Here is a 21238-nt window from a genome sequence, read left to right on the forward strand (position 1 = left end):
ACCGGGGCTTTTTTTCCCGCATTGCTCACAAAAAACGATCCTCCTCTTTGATCCCCATTTCATCTTCGCCTATATGACTAGTCATGAAATTTTAAATGACTAGTCATATAGGGAGAGAGCATGAACAATTCGCTGCCGGCCAATTTTTTATGGGGCAACTCGGTGTCCAGCATGCAGACGGAAGGGGCATGGAACGAGGGCGGGAAAGGGATGTCGGTTTACGACATTCGCGAAGCCGGGGAGAACGTCTCCGACTGGAAAGTCGCGACCGACTCCTACCACCGCTACCGGGAAGATTTCGACCTGATGCAGGATCTGGGCATGAACTGCTATCGCTTTCAGATCTCATGGAGCCGCGTCTGCCCGCAGGGCGACGGCGCGTTCAACGACGAGGGCATCGCGTTTTACGACCGCTTTATTGACGATCTCATCGCCCGCGGCATCGAACCGATGGTCTGCCTGTACCACTTCGATATGCCGCTGGCGCTGGCGCAGGAGTACAACGGCTTCAACGACCGCCGCGTGATGGAGGCCTTTATCCGCTACGGCAAAAAGATGATCGACTGCTATGGCGACCGCGTGAAGTACTGGCTGACCTTCAACGAGCAGAACATCTTCCATATGCCTGAAGCGTTCCGCATTTCCGGCTATATGCACGGTGAGAAAACCCTGCGCGAGCTGTACGAGCTGCAGCACCATACGATGGTGGCGCACATGGCGCTGACCGAGTATCTGCATCAGACCAGGCCCGGCCAGCTGATGGGCGGCATGCTGGCGCACCAGCTGATCTACCCGGCCACCTGCAAACCGCGCGATATCTTCTGCGCCCAGCAGTACGACGAGTTCCTCAACCAGAACCTGCTGCGCGTCTTCGCAGGGCAGGGCTACAGCCCGGCGGTGATGGCGGTGGTGGAGCAGGAGGGCTTTGGCGATATCTACCGCGCCGAGGATTTAGCGCTGCTGGCGCGGACTAAAAACGACTATATGGCCTTCAGCTACTACGCCAGCAAAACGCTGGACAGCGATGCGATCCCGGAAGGCACGCCGGTGAACTATTACCTGCTGCACGGCGAGAAAAACAATCCGTACCTGAAGGCCACCGAGTGGAACTGGCAGATCGATCCGCTGGGCTTTCGCACCATCATCACCCGCTACGCCAACGACTGGCGGATGCCGGTCTTCCCGATCGAAAACGGCATCGGGGTGATTGAGTCCTGGGACGGCGTCAATCCGATCGAGGACACCTACCGCATCGACTACCACCGGGCGCATATCAATGCCATGAAGGAGGCGATGTTCGAGGACGGGGCAGAGGTGATCGGCTACCTCGGCTGGGGGTTAATCGACATTCTCAGCTCCCAGGGCGACATGCGTAAACGCTACGGCGTGGTCTATGTCAATCGGGAAAACCACGACCTGAAAGACCTGAAGCGCGTGCCGAAGAAGAGTTACGCGTGGTTAAAACAGGTTATCCATACCAACGGACGCGAGATGTAAGCCGTACGCTGCCGGGCCGTTTTTGTGACTGATTGATGGGAACTATCCGCTATGTCTGAAACAAAAATAACACCGCACATGCAGTCTTTTGTCGATAAGTTTGTAGAGTTCTCGGCGCGCCTGGCTAATCAGGTGCACCTGCGCTCCCTGCGCGACGCTTTCGCCACGGTGATGCCGATTTTCATCCTCGCCGGTCTGGCGGTGCTGGTGAACAACGTGGTATTTCCGTGGATTTTTCACGGCGACACGCTCGCGCAGTTTAAGGTGTGGGGCGAGGCGATTATCAACGGCACGCTGAACATTGCCGCGCTGCTGCTGGCCCCGATGATTGCCTGGTCGCTGGCGCGCAACAAAGATTTCGACAATCCGGTCTCGGCAGTGGTTATCGCCGTCAGCAGCTTCATCATCATGATGCCGATGCGCCTGCAGATTACGCCCGTCGGCAGCGATGCCGCGGTGAACATCACCCAGGTGCTGACGTTCACCAATATTGGCTCAACCGGGATTTTCGCCGGGGTGCTGATCGGGCTGCTCTCAACGGAAGTGTTTATCGCCATTTCGCGCCTGAAGGCGCTGCACATTTCCCTCGGGGAAAACGTGCCTCCGGCGGTGAGCAAATCCTTTACCGCGCTGATCCCGACCATCCTCACGCTCTCTCTTTTCGCGGTGCTGGCGGCAGTGCTGGCAAACGTGCTGCACACGGACCTGATCCATCTTATTACCACCTTTATCCAGCAGCCGCTGCGGCTGATTAACACCAGCCTGCCGGGGACGATTTTCATCTACAGCTTCGGTAACTTCCTGTTCACGCTCGGTATTCATCAGTCAGTCGTTAACAGCGTGGTGCTGGAGCCGTTCCTGCTGATCAACACCAACGAGAACATGCTGGCCTTCGCCAACGGTCAGCCCATCCCGCATATCATCAACAACATCTTCGTGCCGACGTTTGGCATGGTGGGCGGCACGGGCAGCACGATCTCGCTGCTGATCGCCATCTTTATCTTCTCCCGACAAAAGTCGGCGAAGCAAGTGGCGCGTCTGTCGCTGGCGCCCGGTCTGTTCAACATCAACGAGCCGGTGATTTTTGGCCTGCCGATCGTGTTTAACCTGCCGCTGATGATCCCATTCGTGCTGCTGCCCGCCATCGGCATTTACTTCGCCTGGCTCTGTACCACGCTGGGGTTAATGTCGCGCTGCGTTGTGATGATCCCGTGGACCACGCCGCCCATTCTCAGCGCCTGGCTGGCCACGGCGGGTGACTGGCGGGCGGTGGTGGTGCAGTTGGCAATCATCGTATTTGGTGTATTCTTCTACCTGCCTTTCCTCAAGATTGCCGAGAGAGTGGCCTTGAAAAACAGCGGGATAGAAAACTAACTGAAAGGAAGAACGATGGCGGCGAAGTACATCACCATAGCGCGGGAAATTAAGAAACGCATTATCAGCCAGCAGTACGCCGCCAACGAACCCCTGCCGGACCAGTTTGCGCTGGCGGCGGAGTTCAACTCCAGCCGGATGACCATTCAGCAGGCGATGCGCCAGCTCATCGTCGAAGGTCTGGTCTATACCCGCCAGGGCCAGGGCACGTTCATCCGCAAAAACTTCCTTCAGCTCTCGCAGTGGGACCTCTCCGGCAGCGACTACTTTGGCGCGACCAAAACCTGGGCGCATCTGGGCACGGTGACCAGCCGGGTAGTGCATTTCGAGCTGCGCTTCCCGAACGAAAAAGAGCAGGCGTCGCTGATGATTAACGCCGATGCGCCGATCTATGACTTCATTCGACTCCGTCTGCTGAACGGCGAACCGATGTCGCTGGATTCCACGGTGATGCCGATGAATCTGGTGCCGGGCCTGACGAAAAACCATCTTGAAGGTTCAGTTTTCCAGTACGTGCAGGAGACGCTGGCGCTGAAAATTATGGGGTCGTATCGGGTGGTGCGGGCGCTTAAGCCCAACGCGCTGGACAGGGAGCATCTGGTCTGCGAGCAGACCGATCCCGTCCTGGAAGTGGAGCAGGTGATTTATCTGGAGGACGGCACGCCGCTGGAGTATGCCCACTGCCACTATCGGTACGACCACGGCGGGATCGTGATCGTGAATAACGGATAAAAAAAAAGCGGGCAACGAGGCCCGCTTTTTTAATGCTTCGCTATCAGTTCAAACGCACCGGCATACCGGAGCGGTTCTGCACGGCCTGGTCAACAATCGCCGTTTCTACGTCTGGCTGAGAAGTCACCGCCTGTACCGCGCTGTTCAGCGTAACAGGGACGATTTCGTTGTTGTTGATCTGGTCTTCGCTGGTGGACAGCGGGTTGTGCACTTCGATGTAGCGGCTGCCGTCTGGCTCAGAGGTCGCTTTCACCGGTTCGTTGATGAACTGCACGCGCGTACCGACCGGCACGTTTTCGAACAGGAATTTGATGTCGTCGTTACGCAGGCGCACGCAGCCGTGGCTTACGCGCAGGCCGATACCGAAGTTGGCGTTGGTACCGTGGATAGCGTACAGGCGGCCAATGTACAGCGCGTACAGACCCATTGGGTTATCCGGGCCTGCCGGTACAACGGCTGGCAGCGGTTCACCCGCAGCGATGTATTCCGCGTGCATTTTGGCAGTCGGCGTCCAGGTTGGGCCCGCTTTCTTACGCTCAACCTTGGTGGTCCAGTTCATCGGGGTGTCTTTACCCAGCTGGCCGATACCGATTGGCAGCACGATAACGGTGTTGGTGCCTTTCGGGTAGTAATACAGACGCATTTCGGCGCTGTTAATCACGATACCTTCATGAACGGTATCCGGCAGGATCAGCTGCTGAGGAATATTCAGCACGGTGCCCGCTTTCGGCAAATACGGGTCAACGCCCGGGTTCGCTTCCAGCATGTTAGACAGGCCCAGCTGGTACTGCGCAGCGAAATACTCCAGTGGCTGAGAGTTACCTTCTGGTACCGTCACAACCTGGTTCTGGCCTACCAGACGGCTACCGTCTGTTGGCAGGGGATACGTCACCGCAGACGCGGTCTTACAAAAACCTACTACGGCTAACGCCGCCGCTAAAAGCGTTGTTAATTTCATGTTCATGTTGTGCGAGGTATCTAAGCCATTCTGGCGATGAGTTGATAAGTCTGAATCTGTGATGGGAGCGCATTATATGTGCATTCCCGCTAACAGGGAATTCAGATGTGTACGAAATCACATTTTTTTCGATTTTGTTAAAGTTTAGTGGATTGCCGCAACACGGGATCTCAATTCGGAATTGTGGCATAATGCCGTGTTTATCACACTTTTCGCAGGAATCTCCCCGTGTTAGTTACCAGCAACGTCACTATGCAGTTTGGCAGTAAGCCGCTGTTCGAAAACATTTCCGTCAAATTTGGCGGCGGCAACCGTTACGGCCTGATTGGTGCCAACGGTAGCGGAAAATCCACCTTTATGAAGATCCTCGGCGGTGACCTGGAGCCGACGCTCGGTAACGTATCGCTCGACCCTAACGAGCGTATCGGTAAGCTGCGTCAGGATCAGTTCGCCTTCGAAGAGTTCACCGTGCTCGACACCGTGATCATGGGGCATGGGGAACTGTGGGAAGTGAAGCAGGAGCGCGATCGCATCTACGCGCTGGCCGAAATGAGCGAAGAAGACGGCTATAAAGTGGCCGATCTGGAAACGCAGTACGGCGAGATGGACGGCTACTCTGCGGAAGCGCGCGCGGGCGAGCTGCTGCTGGGCGTAGGCATTCCGGTTGAACAGCATTACGGCCCGATGAGCGAAGTTGCGCCAGGCTGGAAGCTGCGCGTGCTGCTGGCACAGGCGCTGTTCTCTAACCCGGACATCCTGCTGCTCGACGAACCGACGAACAACCTGGACATCGACACCATCCGCTGGCTGGAGCAGACGCTGAACGATCGCGACAGCACCATGATCATCATCTCGCACGACCGTCACTTCCTGAACATGGTCTGTACGCACATGGCGGATCTGGACTACGGCGAGCTGCGCGTTTATCCGGGCAACTACGACGAGTACATGACGGCGGCTACCCAGGCGCGTGAACGTCTGCTGGCGGATAACGCCAAGAAGAAAGCGCAGATTGCTGACCTGCAGTCCTTCGTCAGCCGCTTTAGCGCCAACGCCTCTAAGTCGCGTCAGGCGACCTCGCGTGCCCGTCAGATCGACAAAATCAAGCTGGACGAAGTCAAAGCTTCCAGCCGTCAGAACCCGTTCATCCGCTTCGAGCAGGACAAGAAGCTGTTCCGTAACGCGCTGGAAGTGGAAGCCCTTGAAAAAGGCTTTGAGAACGGTCCGCTGTTTAAAAAATTCAACCTGCTGCTGGAAGTGGGCGAGAAGATTGCCATCCTCGGTGCCAACGGCGTGGGTAAATCCACCATGCTGAAAACCCTGGTCGGCGAACTGCAGCCGGATAACGGCACCGTGAAGTGGTCTGAAAACGCGCAGATTGGCTACTACGCGCAGGACCATGAATATGAGTTCGAAAACGACCTCACCGTCTTCGACTGGATGAGCCAGTGGAAGCAGGAAGGCGACGACGAGCAGGCGGTGCGCAGCATTCTGGGTCGTCTGCTGTTCAGCCAGGACGACATCAAAAAGCCGGCTAAGGTGCTCTCCGGTGGCGAGAAGGGACGCATGCTGTTCGGCAAGCTGATGATGGAAAAACCAAACATCCTGGTGATGGACGAACCGACTAACCACCTGGACATGGAATCTATCGAATCCCTGAACATGGCGCTGGAGATGTATCAGGGTACCCTGATCTTCGTCTCTCACGACCGTGAGTTCGTCAGCTCGCTGGCGACCCGCGTGATCGAAATTACGCCAGAGCGCGTGGTGGACTTCACCGGTAATTACGAAGATTACCTGCGCAGTAAAGGTATCGAGAACTAAAAAAAAGCCGGGTGGCGGCTTCGCCTTACCCGGCCTACGTTCTGTTCCCTCTCCCCGTGGGAGAGGGTTAGGGTGAGGGCATCAGGCCGCACTAGACCACCCACTCGCCCCCTTCGACCCCGTTCACCAGCAGCGTACGTTTTTCCCCTGCAGGCAGCGACACCTTAAGCGATTTCCACGCCGGACGATAATCCCCGCGCGCGTTGACCTTCAGGTTGATGGTTGCGCCGTCGCACACCATTTCCCACTCCACCCACAGCGCGTTGCCGTTCTGGTAGCCCCAGCTTTCGCCGTCGTCTTCAAACAGCATTCCGGTGGTCGTGCCGACGCCCTTCACCGGGAACAGCTTCAGTTCACGGGTCGTATCATTTTCGGCACTCACATGCGTGATGCGTTCGCTCAGCGGCAGACCGGCACCGGCGCGCACCAGCAGCGGCAGTTTTTCCAGCGGCGCGTCGAGGACGATTGACTGGCCGCCCGCATACCACGCGTGGGTGTAAAAATCATACCAGCCGGTGGTGTTATCCGGCAGCCAGACGCGGCGCTCGCGCTGCCCGGCTTCGACGACGCTGGCGACCAGCAGGTCGCGGCCCAGCAGGAAGTCATCGCACTCCTCAAACGTCTGCGCATCGTGTTCGTGGTCGAGGAAGGTCGGGCGCAGCATCGGCTCGTCGTCGGCGTGCGCCTGCCAGAGCAGGGTATAGAGGTACGGCAGCAGGCGGTAGCGCAGCTCAACCGCGCCGCGAATGGCTGGCGTGACGCCCGGGTACATCCACGGCTCGTTCACGGTGTGGTCATCGTTCCACGAGTGAATGGTAAAGCGCGGGTGCATCACGCCGTTCTGCACCCAGCGCACGAACAGCTCGGCGTCCGGCTTGTCGCCGGAGAAACCGCCGACGTCGTGACCGACGTTGAACAGACCGGACAGGCTCATGCCCAGACCCATGCGGATGTTATAGCGCAGGGTGTCCCAGCTGGTGCGGTTGTCGCCGCTCCAGGTCTGAACGTAGCGCTGCATCCCGGCGCAGCCGGAGCGGGAGATCAGGTACGGACGTTTTTCCGGCGCGAAACGCTGCTGCGCTTCCAGCGAGGCGCGCATCATCAGCAGCGGCATCACCGGGCGAATATGCTTGATGGCGATCTCTTTGCCGAAGCCAAAGCAGCGCGCCTCCCCGTCCCACACTTCATATTCGTTGTTGTCGTTCCAGGTAGAGTCGATGCCCATCTCCAGCAGCTGCGTGGTGACGCCGTTCTGCCACCACTGCACCGTCTGCGGGTTGGTAAAGTCGAGGTGCGAGCCTTCGTCATCCCAGAAGCTGGAACGTTCCGGTGCATCGGTTTCTGAATCGCGAATGAACAGACCGCTCTCCGCCACTTCGTTATAGCGCGGATGGTCCTGCAGCAGGCACGGCTTGATGTTTGCCGCCAGCTTCAGCCCAGCGTCGTGGAAGGCCTGGCTCATCACCTTCGGCTGCGGCACCTTGTCATAGTTCCAGTTAAATACGTAGCGCTTGCCGTTGATAGAGGTATAGCCGGAGGAGAGCTGGAACGAGTCGCACGGAATGGCGTGCTCTTCGCACAGGCGGATGAAGTTCATCAGCTGGTTTTGCGCGTCCGGCGCGTCGGTGTAGTGCATGGTCGAGCCGCTGTAGCCCAGGCTCCATTTCGGTCCGAACAGCGTTTTCCCGGTCAGGCGCACGAAGGCTTTGGTGACGTCCAGCACGCGCGTGCCGGTAAAGATGTAGTAATCGATGTCGCCCGCTTCCGCCTGCCAGCGACGATAGGCGGTGTGGTAGTTGTCGATTTCGTTACCCAGATCCAGCCAGCAGCTGCTCAGGTTGTCGTAGAACAGGCCGTAGCTGACGTCGTCGCGGCGGGCGATAGTGAACGGAATATGCTTGTAGAGCGGGTCGGTGCTGGCCGCGTTGTACCCCATGGCGTCGAGGTTGCGCATCTCATAGCGCTTGCCGTTGCGCTGCAGATCGCCCGCTTTTTCGCCAAGGCCGTAGAAACGCTCGTCCTTGCGGCGGCTGAGGTAGTGCGCCACGCCGTCGCCGTGGGCGTTCAGCAGGTAGGCGCTGGTTGGACGGTCGTTGGCCAGCGGCTGCCACTCGCCCGCCTCATTGCGGTAGTGCCACTCCAGCCACAGCGGCTGGTGGACCGTCACGCGCAGCTGTTCGGTTGCCACGGTGAGCGTCTCATCCTGCTGCGTCAGGGTCCAGGCCGGGCAGGAGAAACCGCTTATATCGTCACGACGGCGGCCTTCCCACGGCACGTCTTCTTCCGGCGCGATGCTCCAGGTGCGGTCCAGCGCCAGCTCGCCTTTGCGTTTAATCAGCACGCGGAACAGGTTCTCTTCCAGCACATACAGGCACAGGCGGTGCTGGTTATCGACCAGCAGTTCCAGATGGTTTGCCGACTGCGTATCTACGGTCCAGTTTTTCAGGGTTTTCATATGCAATACATCCACTATCAGGCGCGCTTGGTGCGACGTTCAGCAATAAATGCTACCAGGAAGACAGCGCCAATCAGGTCAAAGAAGCCCATGGCAATAAAGAGCGGGTTAAAGCCGATTTTGTCGGCGGTCACGCCGATTAACAGCGAGAACAGGAAGCTGGCGATCCACGCCGCCGAGCCGCGCATGCCGTTGACGGTCGCCATCTGGCCTTTGTCGAACGACTCAACGACCAGGGCGCTCAGCATGCAGGAGATAATCTGGTGCCCGAAGCCGCCGATGGAGATCAGCACGATGGTGATATACGGGTCGCGGGTAATGGCCACGATGCCCAGCGAGATCATCAGGAACGCGCCCGTCACGGAGCTGGCAACGACCGAGTTAACGCGCGAGCAGCCGAACAGACGGGTGTACAGACGCGTCAGGTAGCCACTCGCCACGCTGCCGAGGTCGGCGGCGAGGAACGGCAGCCAGGCAAACATCGCAATCTGCTTCAGGTCCATGCCGTGCTCTTTGGCGAGGTACAGCGGCACCCAGAAGCTCAGCACCGCCCAGGCCGGTTCCGCCATAAAGGCCGGGATGGCGATACCGTAGAAGCGTTTGTTTTTCGAGACGGTTTTCAGCGCGGTCAGGAAGGGCAGTTTGACCGCAGGCGGTTCGTTATCCTGCTTGATAAATGCCAGTTCGTCCTTGCTCAGGTTCGGGTGCTGCTCCGGGTTGTGGTAGAACGCCCACCAGAGGATCACCCACAGCAGCGCCAGCACGCCGGTAAACATAAACGCACCCTGCCAGCCGAACGACGCGTGAGCAAAGTAGATGATAGGCGGGGCCAGCATCGCGCCGATGGAGAATCCCACGCCAGCCCAGCCAGCGGCAACGGGTCGCTCTGATTTCGGGAACCATTCGCCGATGGTTTTGGCGTTCGCCGGGGTAGCGGCGGCCTCAGAGGCACCCATAAAGAAGCGCAGAATAGCGAGGTGCAGCCAGCTTCCGGCGCCCGCGTGGAAGATACACATCAGCGCCCAGATCCCGGCGCAGACCATAAAGCCAATCTTCAGGCCGATGACGTCAATCAGCCAGCCGCACAGGGGCTGGAAAATGGTATAGGCGATCTGGAACGCACCGACGATCCAGGAGTATTGCTCGGTGGTGATCCCGAGGCTCTCTTTCAGTTCCGGGGCGAGGATCCCGAGTGAGTTACGGGTGATGTAGTTAACGGTGACGCCAAGTAAGAACAGCACCAGCACGTACCAGCGCAGGTTCTTGATGACGCGACGGGTTTTGCTTGTCGCTACGGTGTTATTGATGTCCTGACTCATTTTACTCTCCACAAGACGGACGGTAAGGGGACGGAGGTTCAGGTGTCACACGGATTTTTATGCCTTTGATTTATATCCGTTTAAAATGCTTAAGTTGGTATACAACTAGTATGGAAGTTGTGTGACAAGTTCACCTTAAGGAAGAAAATGAGTGGGCAAAAGTGGATTTTGTGCAAAATTTCTCATAACTGACGTATACCCTCTGGCATGATGGCCCTTATGTCAGCTATTGTCTGACCAATACGCTATGAAAATTTTTTCATTTCGCAAATGGAGCCAGATCACAAAATGGACAAAAGGCTAAAAATCACCGAAATCGCGGCCCGGACGCAGCTCTCGATCAGCACCGTGTCGCGAGTGCTGGCGGGAAAAGCGAATACCAGTGAAAAAGCGCGCGCAAAGGTGCTGGCGTGCGCGCGGGAGCTGGGGGTCATGGACGGCATGGCGGCAGGGCGTCTGCTGCTTAACAGCCTGGTGGTTTTTGCCCCGCAGCGGGCGTTTGACGAGCGGTCCGACATCTTTTACTACCGCGTGATCCAGAGCGTGAGTAAAGGCCTGGCGTCCCACGATGTGCGTCTTCGCTACTGCGCGCTGGAGGAGAACGACAGCGACGCCCAGCTGTTTCTGGCACGCATGAACGAAGCGGACACTCAGGCGGCAATCCTTCTTGGCATCGACGATCCCCATATCTACGATCTGGCGGTGGACGTGGGTAAACCCTGCATGCTGATTAACTGCCGCGACCGGCACATGCGTCTGCCTGCCGTCGCGCCGGATCATCGCGCTATCGGCGAGCGGGCGGCGGAATATCTGTTCGAGATGGGACACCGTGAGGTGATGAACGTGCTGTGCCTGCGCCGCTACACCATGGAGCTGCGCCTGGCGGGGATCCGCGACGCGTGGCAGTCTCACAACCTGAAATTCATCGATAAACGCGATCTGCTGGTGGTGCCCAGCTTCAGCGCGCGCGAAACGGAACAGATGGTCAGCGGCTGGCTCAGTGAAGTGCAGGGGAAGGATTTACCGACCGCGTTCCTGGTCGGCGGCGACTTTATGGCGGCGGGCACCATTAGCGCATTACAAAACCACGGCCTGCGCGTGCCACAGGACGTGTCGGTGATGAGCATTGACGGCTTTAACCTGGCGGCGATTCAGGATGTTCCATTAACGGCGGTGCACGTTCCGCGCGATGAGCTGGGAACCGAAGCGGTATATATGCTCCAGCAGCGGCTGATGCGCCCGGACGCGCCGGTGGGGACGTTACTGCTTAACGGCACGCTGGCCGTGCGGGAATCGGTACGGCGGATACGTCAGGGGAAACGACGCACCGCCGTGGAGCGGGAAGGGCTGTATGACAGTTAAACCATGCCCAGCGCGCGCTTGCCGTGGATGTTGAGATCGTTCACGGTAAAGCGTTCCTGCCAGCTTTTTTCATAATCCTCGCGCGGGAAGTCTCCCGGCGACGCGCCGGTTTCCAGCGCTTCCTTGACCTTCTTCGCGTAGGCGAGGTTTTTCTCGCACATCGGCGCGGCAGGGATGTACATCACGTTGCCCCAGCCCTGCTGATTTTCCACCGGCGCCACGGAGTGGATCACATCGCAGTGCCACCACACGGAATCGCCCGCCTCGAGTGCCGGAATGCTGCTTAATGCCTCGATCAGCAGCGGGTGCCACTTCTCGGAAACCGGCAGCACGCGCCCCGGCGCCACGCCGCACAGCTCGTCTTCCGGCACGTCGTCCAGCAGCGGACGCAGCAGAATGTAGGCCATCGCTTCCGGGATTGGCACGACGTGCAGCAGCCCCTGACCTGGGATCATATCCGACAGTGCCGTCCAGCCCTGGAAGGTGCGGAACACCGAGCATTTAGTGGTGTTATCGACGGTGTACTCTTCCACTTCGGTACGGTGCGCGGCGTTCCACGGATCGTACTTATCGACGTTGCCGTCAAACACGCGGGCAAACACCTGCTGATAGGCTGGCAGCAGCCAGCGCTCCAGCGCGCCGGAGTCGGTATGTGCCCCAAGCCCTTTCGAGGTTGTTCCCGGCGGACGGCGGCGGATACGGTCCGGGTAAATCACGCTCACGTCCGGGTCGAACCACTGCTTGCCGTTGCTCTCGAATGTCCACAAACGGTTCAGGAACGACTGCACCTGCGCCATCTCTTCGCTCTGGCGCGCCTGCATCTGCGCCTGAGACCAGTAAATCGGGTAAATCTCCGGACGAGAGGCCGTCAGGGTGCCGAAGAAGTTATCGCCCGGGCCTTTGTACACCTCGTCAAACTTGTTCAGATCGAGGTAGTCGAGCATCGACTGATCCCACGCCAGCGCCTGCTCGCGCGGGAAGTGACCTTTAATCACCGCGCAGCCGCGGCGTTTAACGGCCTCGCGCTGTGCGTCGGTAATGGTGCCGTTTTTCACATTCGCAAACGGGATCACCGGCCAGACGGATTCGCCTTTGTTCTTAAGCGCGTTGATTTCCGCCACGCGGGTGGCAATTTTGTCGCTGAGCTTATTAAACACTGCCTGCACGTCGCCGATCTGCGCGCGCATCTCACGTTTTAACTGACGGATTGCCGCTTTGTGATCCGCTGGCAAGGTTTCACTGGTAAAGGTCATAACTGCCTCGCATCTTTCATTCGAAAGTAAAAATGTCTACAAGTGATACTTTAAGTTAAAAATAAGTTAATGCAAGTTTAAAAACTTGACGCAAGCCACAGGTCGGAAAAAGAGTGAGAGGCCGGAGCGACGCTCCGGCGAGGAGAGGATCAGACGTCGAACGGGGAATGGTTGTCGAGCACGGCCTGGATGACGTTCAGCGCGCCCTGATGGTTGTTGTCGTCGGTGCCGTAGCGGCTGATTTCTTTGATGCTCTCTGCCGCGTTGCCCATCGCAAAGGAATATTTCACCAGCTTCAGCATCTCGGCATCGTTGCCGCTGTCGCCAATGGCCACGCACTCCTGCGGGGAGATTTTCCAGCGTTTCAGCAGACGGCTAATGCCGTTGGCCTTGTGCAGGCCGGGGATAATCAAATCCACGAATCCAAAGCCGCTGGTGACCGGCTTCATGATGCCGTCCAGGGAGACGTGCAGTTTATCCACCAGATTAGGGATATCGCTGTCCGGCAGGTTCAGGGAGAACTTAAACAGCACGTCGTCAATTTCGCGGTAATCGCTGATGCGCTTTAAGCGGTGATAGTGCTTTGACATCAGCGCCACGAATTCTTCAGGAGCCTGGTCGCTGACCCAGGCGCTCTCCAGCCCGCAGGCCACGAAGTTCAGCCCTTTGTCTTTCAGCAGTTCGCCAATCACGATCTGCGATTCATGACGCGTCAGCTCGCCGTGGAAAATCTGTTCGCCGCGATCGAACACCAGCGCGCCGTTTTCCGCCACGAAGGAGATCCTGTCTTTCAGCTCCGGAAAGAAGGAGATGAGCTGGTAATACTGGTTGCCGCTGGCGACAACGAATTCAATGTCGCGGGCTTTAAGCTGTTCAAACTGTGCCTGGAAGCGGTCACGATCGTACTGCTTGGCATCATCAAGGAAAGTTCCGTCCATATCGGTGACGATAACTTTAACGGTCATACTGTGCTCCTGGGTCACTGCGTTTTGAAACATTCTAATAACAAGGTGACGGGGAGCACAAATTTAATTTCATTCGAAAGTAAAAGCAAAACGGCAACCGAGGTTGCCGTTGTTAGTGTTTTCTCCCTCTCCCCGTGGGAGAGGGGCGGGGTGAGGGGATATGCTGTTACAGCGTATGCTCAGTACGGGCGATAATATCGTCCTGCGCGTCCGGCGACAGGGCGGTGAAGAACGCCGAGTAGCCCGCCACGCGCACCACCAGGTCACGATACTGGTCAGGATGTTTCTTCGCTTCCAGCAGCGTTTCGCGCGAGACGATGTTGTACTGGATATGCCAGCCTTTATGCACCTCGAAGAAGGTGCGCAGCAGCACCATCAGCTTCTGGCGATCGCTGTCGTTTTCCAGCGTCGACGGGTTCAGCTTCTGGTTCAGCAGCACGCCGCCGAGAATCGCTTCCGTCGGCAGTTTACCCACCGAGCCAATTACCGCCGTCGGGCCGAGGTGGTCCGTACCGGAGGCCGGGCTTGCTCCTTCCGCCAGCGGGGTGTGCGCCTTACGTCCGTCCGGGGTGGCCATCGTTGCCGCGCCGAACGGCACGTTTGCGGAGATGGAAGAGGTGCCCGCGTAGTAGTTACCGCCAATCGGGCCGCGACCGTAGCGCGGGTTGTGGTACTGCTTCAGCTCTTCGATGTAGGTCTGATAGGCGCGCGTCAGCAGCATGTCCACGCTGTCGTCGTCGTTGCCGTACTTCGGCGCGCCGTTAATCAGGCGCTGGCGCAGCTGCTCGTGGGTCAGCCCGTCGAAGTCATCCGCCAGCGCCGCCGCCAGCTGCTGTTGACCAATAGTGCCCTGTTCGAACACCAGCTTTTTCACTGCAGCCAGGCTGTTGCCGAGGTTAGCGATGCCCACCTGCAGGCCGGAGACCCAGTCATACTTCGCGCCGCCCTGCTTGATGCTTTTCGCGCGTTCGATGCAGTCGTCCACCAGCGCCGAGCAGAGAATGTCGTGGACGTTCTCTTCCAGCATGGTATCCACCACGTACTCAATCTCGATAGATTTGCGGGTGTAGTAGCGGATCTGGCTGTCCCACGCCGCCATCACTTCGTCGAAGTTGTCGAAGTTACCGGCGGAGAGCGCTTTCTCCTGTGGCAGGAACACCTTGCCGCTGGTGGCGTCGCGCCCGCCTTCCAGCGCGGCCAGCATCACGCGGGCGAAGTTGATAAAGCTCATGCCGGTGCAGCGGTAGCCCCACTTGCCGCCAACCGCGGTTTCGATACAGCCGATGGCCGCGTAGTCGTAGGCGTCGTCTCGTTCAACGCCGAGCTTGATGAATTCCGGAATGACGATTTCATCGTTGTTGAACGCGGGCATCCCGAAGCCGCAGCGGATCACCTGCACGCAGGCGTCGAGGAAGTCATTGCTCATGCCCGCGTGGTAGCGCACGCTCAGGTTTGGCTGGGTGGAGCGCAGGCGACCGCAGGACTCCAGAATCGCGTAGGAGAGCGGGTTCACCGCGTCCATCGGCTCACCGTTGACCAGCTTCTGGCCGCCGATGGTGACGTTCTGGTACAGCGGGCTACCGGCGGAAGCCTTGGAGTGCGAACCGGAGCGGATTTTGTTCACTTCCAGCAGCTTCAGCCAGCAGCTGTGCAGCAGCTCGATAGCGTGTTCGCGGTCGAGGCTCTGGTTCAGCTCGACGTCGCGGCGGTAGTACGGATAGAGATACTGGTCCATACGCGCGAAGGAGACGGAGTGGCCGTTTGACTCAATCTGCAGGATCAGCTGGATGAAGTAGCACAGCTGCAGCGCCTGCCAGAAGGTTTTTGGCGGCTCGTGGGCAATCACGTCGCAGTTTTCCGCCATCGCCAGCAGCTCGTCGCGGCGGCTTTCGCGGGTTTCGGTGGACGCCATTTCACGCGCCAGATCGGCAAAGCGTTTGATGTGCAGGCTTACGGCTTCCAGCACGATATCGATCGCCTTCAGGAACTGATCGCCGTGCAGGTCTTCCAGCACCGTCAGGTTGATGCGCGTGCGGCGCTCGGCCACCTTAGCGCGCAGGCCGTCGAGGCCTTTTTCCAGCACCAGCGGGAAGTTAACGGCCAGGTGCGCGTCGCCGGAGGTCATGTTGCCTTCGGCTTTGATAATGCCGGTTTCCAGCAGGCCTTTCTGCTCGTCGGTGAACATGCCGTAGCAGCGGTCCTGCACCGTCTGGCCGCGCCACCACGGGCAGATCTCATGCAGCACGCGCTTGTTCTCTTCGCTCACCGCAAAGCCCGCGCCCGGGCGGTCCGCCAGATCGTCGATCTCTTTCTCAATCCAGGAAACGGTGTATTCCGGGAAAATAGGCGCGGCGCGCACTTCGCTTGCCTGGTTACCGATAATCAGTTCGTCGTGTTTGATCCAGATGGTACGTTCCGCCAGGTGATGCGCCAGCGCCAGAGCGCGACGTACCGGGATCGGCTTGTCCATGTGCTGCTGGTACATTTCGGTGTAATGCTGCGCGCGCTCGGTACAGACCGGCGGCTTAACGATATGCACCAGCGCCGTTTTGTGCGCCTTAATGCGCTCGCTGAGGGTGTTGAGATTCAGGGTCGTCATAGGTTTATCCTCGTAAGGTCGCGGTTAACCCTTTCTGGCAGGCGTATTGCTGCGCGAAATCCAGCAGGGCAGGGTTATCCAGCGGTTTGTCAGGGGCAGAGTAGGCTTGGCCGAGCAGGGTGTATTTGTTCATGCCCAGCGTGTGATACGGCAGAAAATGAATATCGTCGACGCCGAGCTCGTCGGCGGCGAAGTTGGTAATGGCGGTGATGGACGCTTCGTCAGCGTTAAAGCCCTGGATCAGCGGTACGCGGATGGTGATTTTTTTCCCGGCGGCGGCAAGGCGTTTCAGGTTATCCAGGATCCGCTTAGCCGAACCGTCCGTCCACTGTTTGAACACGTCACCGTCGACGTGCTTCAGGTCGGCGAGGAACAGATCGACGTACGGTAATGACGGCTCGATGTAGTGCCACGGCACGTGAAGGCAGGTTTCCACGGCGGTGTGGATCCCCTGTTCGTGGCTGGCTTTAAACAGGGCGTACGCCAGCTCAGGGTTCATAAACGGCTCGCCGCCGGAGAGGGTGATCCCGCCGCCGCTGCGGTCGTAGAAGGGTTTATCGCGCAGTACGGTCGCCATGATCTCCTCGACCTGCTGTTCTTCACCGCAGACGGTCAGCGCCTGCGTCGGGCAGCAGTCGGTAAGGGCGTTGAGCGTCGCTTCATCAAGCTTCTCGCGGTGGATAACCAGGCCATTCAGCGCGCGTTCGATACAGCCCGGTGCCGCCTGCTGGCACAGGTCGCAGCCGTCCAGGCACAGGCGCGGGTCAAACAGCACGTCCCGGCTGCGGGAGCGGCTTTCCGGGTTCTGGCACCAGCGACAGCCCAGCGAGCAGCCTTTCAGGAACACCACGGTTCGAATACCGGGGCCGTCGTGGGTAGAGTAACGCTGAATATTGAAGATCATGATTTCGCCTCTCGTATTGCATATGAAGATTAAATTACTTTCGAATGAAAGTTATCTTGATGCAGGTCAACTACTGAGCAGGTTTTGTCGTGATAGGGTAAGTACAGGCTAAATTTGAGGGTGACATCATGGAACTTTATCTCGACACATCTGACGTTGCGGCAGTCAAAAAGCTGGCGCGTATCTTCCCGCTGGCGGGCGTGACCACCAACCCAAGCATTGTGGCGGCAGGTAAAACGCCGCTGGACGTTTTGCTGCCAGCGCTGCACGACGCGCTGGGCGGCAAAGGCCGTCTTTTCGCCCAGGTGATGGCGACCACCGCTGAAGGGATGGTGGAGGACGCGCGTAAGCTGCGCGCCATCATCAACGACCTGGTGGTAAAAGTGCCGGTGACCGCAGAAGGGCTGGCGGCAATCAAGATGCTGAAAGCGGAAGGGATCCCGACGCTGGGTACGGCGGTTTACGGTGCTGCGCAGGGGATGCTCTCCGCGCTGGCGGGGGCGGAATATGTGGCGCCTTACGTTAACCGCGTGGACGCGCAGGGCGGGGACGGGATCCAGACCGTGGTTGAGCTGCAACAGCTGCTGACGCTGCACGCCCCGCAGTCAAAGGTGCTGGCCGCGAGCTTTAAAACGCCGCGTCAGGCGCTGGACTGCCTGCTGGCAGGGTGCGAGTCCATCACGCTGCCGCTGGACGTGGCGCAGCAGTTTATTACTTCTCCGGCCGTGGATGCGGCGATTGTGAAGTTTGAGCAGGACTGGCAGGGCGCGTTTGGACGGATGTCTATCTGACGGGTGCGGCCTGATGCCCTCACCCCAACCCTCTCCCACAGGGAGAGGGAGCAAACACTAAAACGGCAACCTGAAGGTTGCCGTTTGCTTTAACCTCCGCAAACCTCACACCCCGGGTTACGCATCAGCTTCATTTCGCGGAACTGGCAGGTCATCGCGTCATACATTACGATTTTCCCCGCCGCAGGCGTGCCGTAGCGCGCCAGCACCTTGATCGCTTCCATCGCCTGCAGCGAGCCAATCACGCCGACCAATGGCGCCATCACGCCCGCCTCAACGCAGGTCAGCGCGTTCTCGCCGAACAGGCGGCTCAGGCAGCGGTAGCAGGGTTCGCCTTCCCCGTACGTGAAGACGCTGATTTGCCCCTCCATGCGGATCGCCGCGCCGGAGACCAGCGGGATTTTGTGGGCAAAGCAGCCCGCGTTCAGCTGGTTACGGACCGTGACGTTATCGGTGCAGTCCAGCACCAGATCATGCTGCGCAATCTGCGCGGACAGCACGTCGTCATCCAGCATCGCGTCAATCAGGGTGAACTGAACGTTGGGGTTGATGCGCGCCAGCGCCGTGCGGGCAGAATCCACCTTCGGCTGTCCAACCGTCGCATCGCTGTGCAGCGTCTGGCGCTGGAGATTTGACACCGACACGGTATCAAAATCCAGCAGCGTCATCCTGCCCACGCCCGCCGCCGCAAGATACTGCGCGGCGGCGCAGCCCAGGCCGCCGAGCCCAACAACCAGCACGCTTGCTGCCTTAAGCGCTTCCTGACCTTCGAAATCAAACCCGCGCAGCACAATCTGGCGGTTGTAGCGCATTATCTCCGGGTCGCTCAGCTCCACCGTCATGTCAGCCTCCGAACAGGTGGTTAAAACGCTCGATCTCAACCCACTCGCCTGCTTCCACATTGCCGCGCTCGCGCTCCAGGACGATAAAGCAGTTACCCTGGCTGAAGGAGCTGAAAATGTGTGAGCCCTGGTGCCCGGTGGTGCTCACTTCGAGCTCTCCGTCCGCGTTGCGCGCCAGAATGCCGCGCTGAAAATCGAGGCGGCCCGGCGATTTTTTCAGGCGCGTGGCGGCGCGCACGCGCTGGCGTTCCGGCAGCGGGCTGGCGCTGTTGCCGGAAAGCTTCGCCAGCAGCGGGATCACCAGCTGGTAGAAGGTGAGTGCCGCCGAGACTGGATTACCCGGCAGGCCACAGAACCAGCTGTGTTGAAGCTTGCCAAACGCGAACGGTTTGCCCGGCTTGATGGCCAGCTTCCAGAAGGCGATCTCGCCCAGCTCTTCAAGGATGGTTTTGGTGTAATCCGCTTCGCCCACAGAGACGCCGCCGGAGCTGATAACCACGTCGGCAGCGTTATCCGCCTCGATAAACGCGGCGCGCAGTTTTTCCGGATCGTCAGGAATGATGCCGAGGTTAATCACCTCGCAGCCCAGCTGCTCCAGCATCAGGTGTACCGCCAGGCGATTGGTGTCGTAAATCTGACCGTCCTGCAGCGGCTGGCCCGGAAGCTGAAGTTCGTCACCGGTGGAGAAGACGGCCACGCGCACTTTACGAATAACGTCGATTTCAGCCACGCCGAGCGACGCCAGCACCGGCAGCTCACCTGCCGTCAGCTTCTGCCCGGCGGCAAAGACCGTCGCGCCAAGGGTGATATCTTCGCCCGTGCGGCGGATGTTCTGGCCCGCTTTAACGTTCGCGGTAAAACGCACGCCGTCGTCGGTCTGTTCGGTCTCTTCCTGCATTACCACGGCGTCGCAGCCAGCCGGAACCGGCGCGCCGGTCATGATGCGCACGCAGGTGCCCGCAGGCCATTCACCGCTAAACGGCTGGCCCGCAAAGGCTTTACCCGCCACAGGCAGGGCATTACCCGTCTGGAGATCCGCCAGGCGTACCGCGTAACCGTCCATCGCGGAATTATCAAACCCCGGCACGTTAAGCGGAGAGACGATATCGCGCGCGGCAATACGGCCAAAACAGCGCACGAGGGGCAGCGTCTCAACGTCATTCAGCGGGGAAACTCGGTCAAGCATCTGCGTGAGTGCCGTCTCAAGCGGCATCAGTCCGGCGGTAAAATCCATGGTGGGCTCCTGCGGAGTAACAACGAAAGCGGCCATTATGGCAGAAAAGTGCGGCTAACTGTATGACCCGATGGGTGTACGCTTTACATCACAGTTACGTCTTTCTATATTCAAAAATCATCTGAAGTTTCATCGACGATAATGATATTTATAGAAAAAGCCGCAAATCAGGCTAACGGGTGATGCGAATGGTTAATGCGGTAATCGCAATTCATGGTGGCGCCGGGGCAATCACCCGAGCACAGCTCAGTCCCGAGCAGGAAAAGCGCTATATCGACGCGCTGTACGCCATTGTGGAAACGGGCCAGAAAATGCTGGAAGCGGGCGAAAGCGCGCTGGACGTGGTCACCGAGGCGGTGCGCCTGCTGGAAGAGTGCCCGTTATTTAATGCGGGGATCGGTTCGGTCTTTACCCGGGATGAAACGCACGAGCTGGATGCCTGCGTGATGGACGGCGTCACCCTGAAAGCGGGCGCCGTGGCGGGCGTGAGTCATCTGCGCAATCCGGTGCTGGCGGCGCGTCTGGTGATGGAGGCGAGTCCGCACGTGCTGCTCACAGGGGCCGGAGCGGAGGCGTTTGCCTTCGGGCACGGGATGGAACCGGTATCGCCGGATCTGTTTTCCACCGAGGAGCGCTATCAGCAGCTGCTGGAAGCCCGTTCGGCGGGCATGACGCAGCTTGACCATGCAGCGCCGCTTGATGAAACCACCAAAATGGGCACGGTCGGCGCGGTGGCGCTGGATAAGGCCGGAAACCTCGCGGCGGCGACCTCAACGGGCGGGATGACCAACAAGCTGCCCGGACGCGTGGGCGACAGCCCGCTGCCGGGCGCCGGCTGCTACGCCAATAACGCGACGGCGGCGGTGTCGTGTACCGGCACCGGGGAAGTGTTTATTCGCGCCCTCGCGGCCTACGACATCACCGCGCTGATGGATTACGGCGGTTTAAGCCTCAGCGAAGCCTGCGAGCGCGTGGTGATGGAGAAACTGCCCGCCCTGGGCGGCGTCGGCGGACTCATTGCGGTGGATCGTGAGGGCAACGTGGCTCTGCCGTTCAACAGCGAAGGTATGTACCGCGCCTGGGGCTATGCCGGTGATGAGCCGAGCACGGGCATCTATCGTGAATAAGG

Annotated in this window: 16 protein-coding genes; 7 read left to right on the forward strand and 9 right to left on the reverse strand. The window is 59.0% G+C overall.

Annotated elements, in window-relative coordinates; translation table 11 throughout:
- The first annotated feature begins 120 nt into the window (after positions 1-120).
- The 3 genes from HB664_RS09940 to HB664_RS09950 are packed head-to-tail and all read left to right on the forward strand — an operon-like array spanning position 121 to position 3603.
- Complete coding sequence (locus HB664_RS09940; RefSeq protein WP_045887588.1) at positions 121-1497, forward strand: glycoside hydrolase family 1 protein; 1377 nt, start codon at positions 121-123, stop codon at positions 1495-1497.
- Positions 1498-1548: 51 nt separating this feature from the next.
- Positions 1549-2871, forward strand: coding sequence for a PTS sugar transporter subunit IIC (locus HB664_RS09945; protein ID WP_048976796.1), 1323 nt, complete (start codon positions 1549-1551; stop codon positions 2869-2871).
- 15 nt (positions 2872-2886) lie between these two features.
- Complete coding sequence (locus HB664_RS09950) at positions 2887-3603, forward strand: GntR family transcriptional regulator (protein ID WP_039261436.1); 717 nt, start codon at positions 2887-2889, stop codon at positions 3601-3603.
- 43 nt (positions 3604-3646) lie between these two features.
- Here HB664_RS09950 and ldtB read toward each other — a convergent pair whose 3' ends face one another.
- On the reverse strand, positions 3647-4567 hold the full coding sequence (gene ldtB / locus HB664_RS09955) for a L,D-transpeptidase (RefSeq protein WP_023310896.1): 921 nt from the start codon (positions 4565-4567) through the stop codon (positions 3647-3649).
- Between the two features lie 222 nt (positions 4568-4789).
- Here ldtB and HB664_RS09960 point away from each other — a divergent pair, with 222 nt between their 5' ends.
- Positions 4790-6385, forward strand: a complete 1596-nt coding sequence (locus HB664_RS09960) for an ABC-F family ATPase (protein WP_039261438.1) — start codon at positions 4790-4792, stop codon at positions 6383-6385.
- Positions 6386-6476: 91 nt separating this feature from the next.
- Here the strand turns inward: HB664_RS09960 and HB664_RS09965 are convergent, their stop codons facing one another.
- Positions 6477-8840, reverse strand: a complete 2364-nt coding sequence (locus HB664_RS09965; protein WP_219940734.1) for a glycoside hydrolase family 31 protein — start codon at positions 8838-8840, stop codon at positions 6477-6479.
- A 17-nt stretch (positions 8841-8857) separates the two neighbouring features.
- Entirely contained in the window at positions 8858-10159 is a 1302-nt protein-coding gene (locus tag HB664_RS09970) for an MFS transporter (RefSeq protein WP_219940735.1), read from the reverse strand.
- 288 nt (positions 10160-10447) lie between these two features.
- On the opposite strand from HB664_RS09970, the gene HB664_RS09975 reads away from it, so the two are divergent.
- The gene (locus HB664_RS09975; protein WP_219940736.1) at positions 10448-11521 is read left to right on the forward strand and encodes a LacI family DNA-binding transcriptional regulator; all 1074 of its coding nucleotides are present in this window, start codon (positions 10448-10450) and stop codon (positions 11519-11521) included.
- On the opposite strand, the gene HB664_RS09980 is transcribed toward HB664_RS09975, so the two are convergent.
- The 4 genes from HB664_RS09980 to HB664_RS09995 all read right to left on the reverse strand — a co-directional run bounded on the left by HB664_RS09980 (position 11518) and on the right by HB664_RS09995 (position 17242).
- Entirely contained in the window at positions 11518-12774 is a 1257-nt protein-coding gene (locus tag HB664_RS09980; RefSeq protein WP_219940737.1) for a DUF1479 domain-containing protein, read from the reverse strand. The two genes, HB664_RS09975 and HB664_RS09980, sit on opposite strands and share 4 nt — an antisense overlap.
- 149 nt (positions 12775-12923) lie before the next feature.
- On the reverse strand, positions 12924-13739 hold the full coding sequence (locus HB664_RS09985) for a Cof-type HAD-IIB family hydrolase (RefSeq protein WP_048976801.1): 816 nt from the start codon (positions 13737-13739) through the stop codon (positions 12924-12926).
- A gap of 166 nt (positions 13740-13905) precedes the next feature.
- On the reverse strand, positions 13906-16338 hold the full coding sequence (locus tag HB664_RS09990) for a formate C-acetyltransferase/glycerol dehydratase family glycyl radical enzyme (RefSeq protein ID WP_219940738.1): 2433 nt from the start codon (positions 16336-16338) through the stop codon (positions 13906-13908).
- A gap of 4 nt (positions 16339-16342) precedes the next feature.
- On the reverse strand, positions 16343-17242 hold the full coding sequence (locus HB664_RS09995) for a glycyl-radical enzyme activating protein (protein WP_219940739.1): 900 nt from the start codon (positions 17240-17242) through the stop codon (positions 16343-16345).
- 128 nt (positions 17243-17370) lie between these two features.
- Here HB664_RS09995 and fsa point away from each other — a divergent pair, with 128 nt between their 5' ends.
- Positions 17371-18033, forward strand: a complete 663-nt coding sequence (gene fsa / locus HB664_RS10000; protein ID WP_033145019.1) for a fructose-6-phosphate aldolase — start codon at positions 17371-17373, stop codon at positions 18031-18033.
- 89 nt (positions 18034-18122) lie between these two features.
- On the opposite strand, the gene moeB is transcribed toward fsa, so the two are convergent.
- Together moeB and moeA are read right to left on the reverse strand one after the other, a co-directional pair.
- The gene (gene moeB / locus HB664_RS10005; RefSeq protein WP_143347332.1) at positions 18123-18875 is read right to left on the reverse strand and encodes a molybdopterin-synthase adenylyltransferase MoeB; all 753 of its coding nucleotides are present in this window, start codon (positions 18873-18875) and stop codon (positions 18123-18125) included.
- Position 18876: 1 nt separating this feature from the next.
- Positions 18877-20109, reverse strand: coding sequence for a molybdopterin molybdotransferase MoeA (gene moeA / locus HB664_RS10010; protein WP_219940740.1), 1233 nt, complete (start codon positions 20107-20109; stop codon positions 18877-18879).
- Between the two features lie 188 nt (positions 20110-20297).
- Between moeA and iaaA the strand changes: the two genes are divergently transcribed.
- The gene (iaaA, locus tag HB664_RS10015) at positions 20298-21236 is read left to right on the forward strand and encodes a beta-aspartyl-peptidase (RefSeq protein WP_087822851.1); all 939 of its coding nucleotides are present in this window, start codon (positions 20298-20300) and stop codon (positions 21234-21236) included.
- The last annotated feature ends 2 nt before the right edge of the window (positions 21237-21238 follow it).

The organism is Enterobacter sp. DNB-S2, from assembly GCF_019443845.1.
Taxonomy (GTDB): Bacteria; Pseudomonadota; Gammaproteobacteria; order Enterobacterales; family Enterobacteriaceae; genus Enterobacter; species Enterobacter asburiae_B.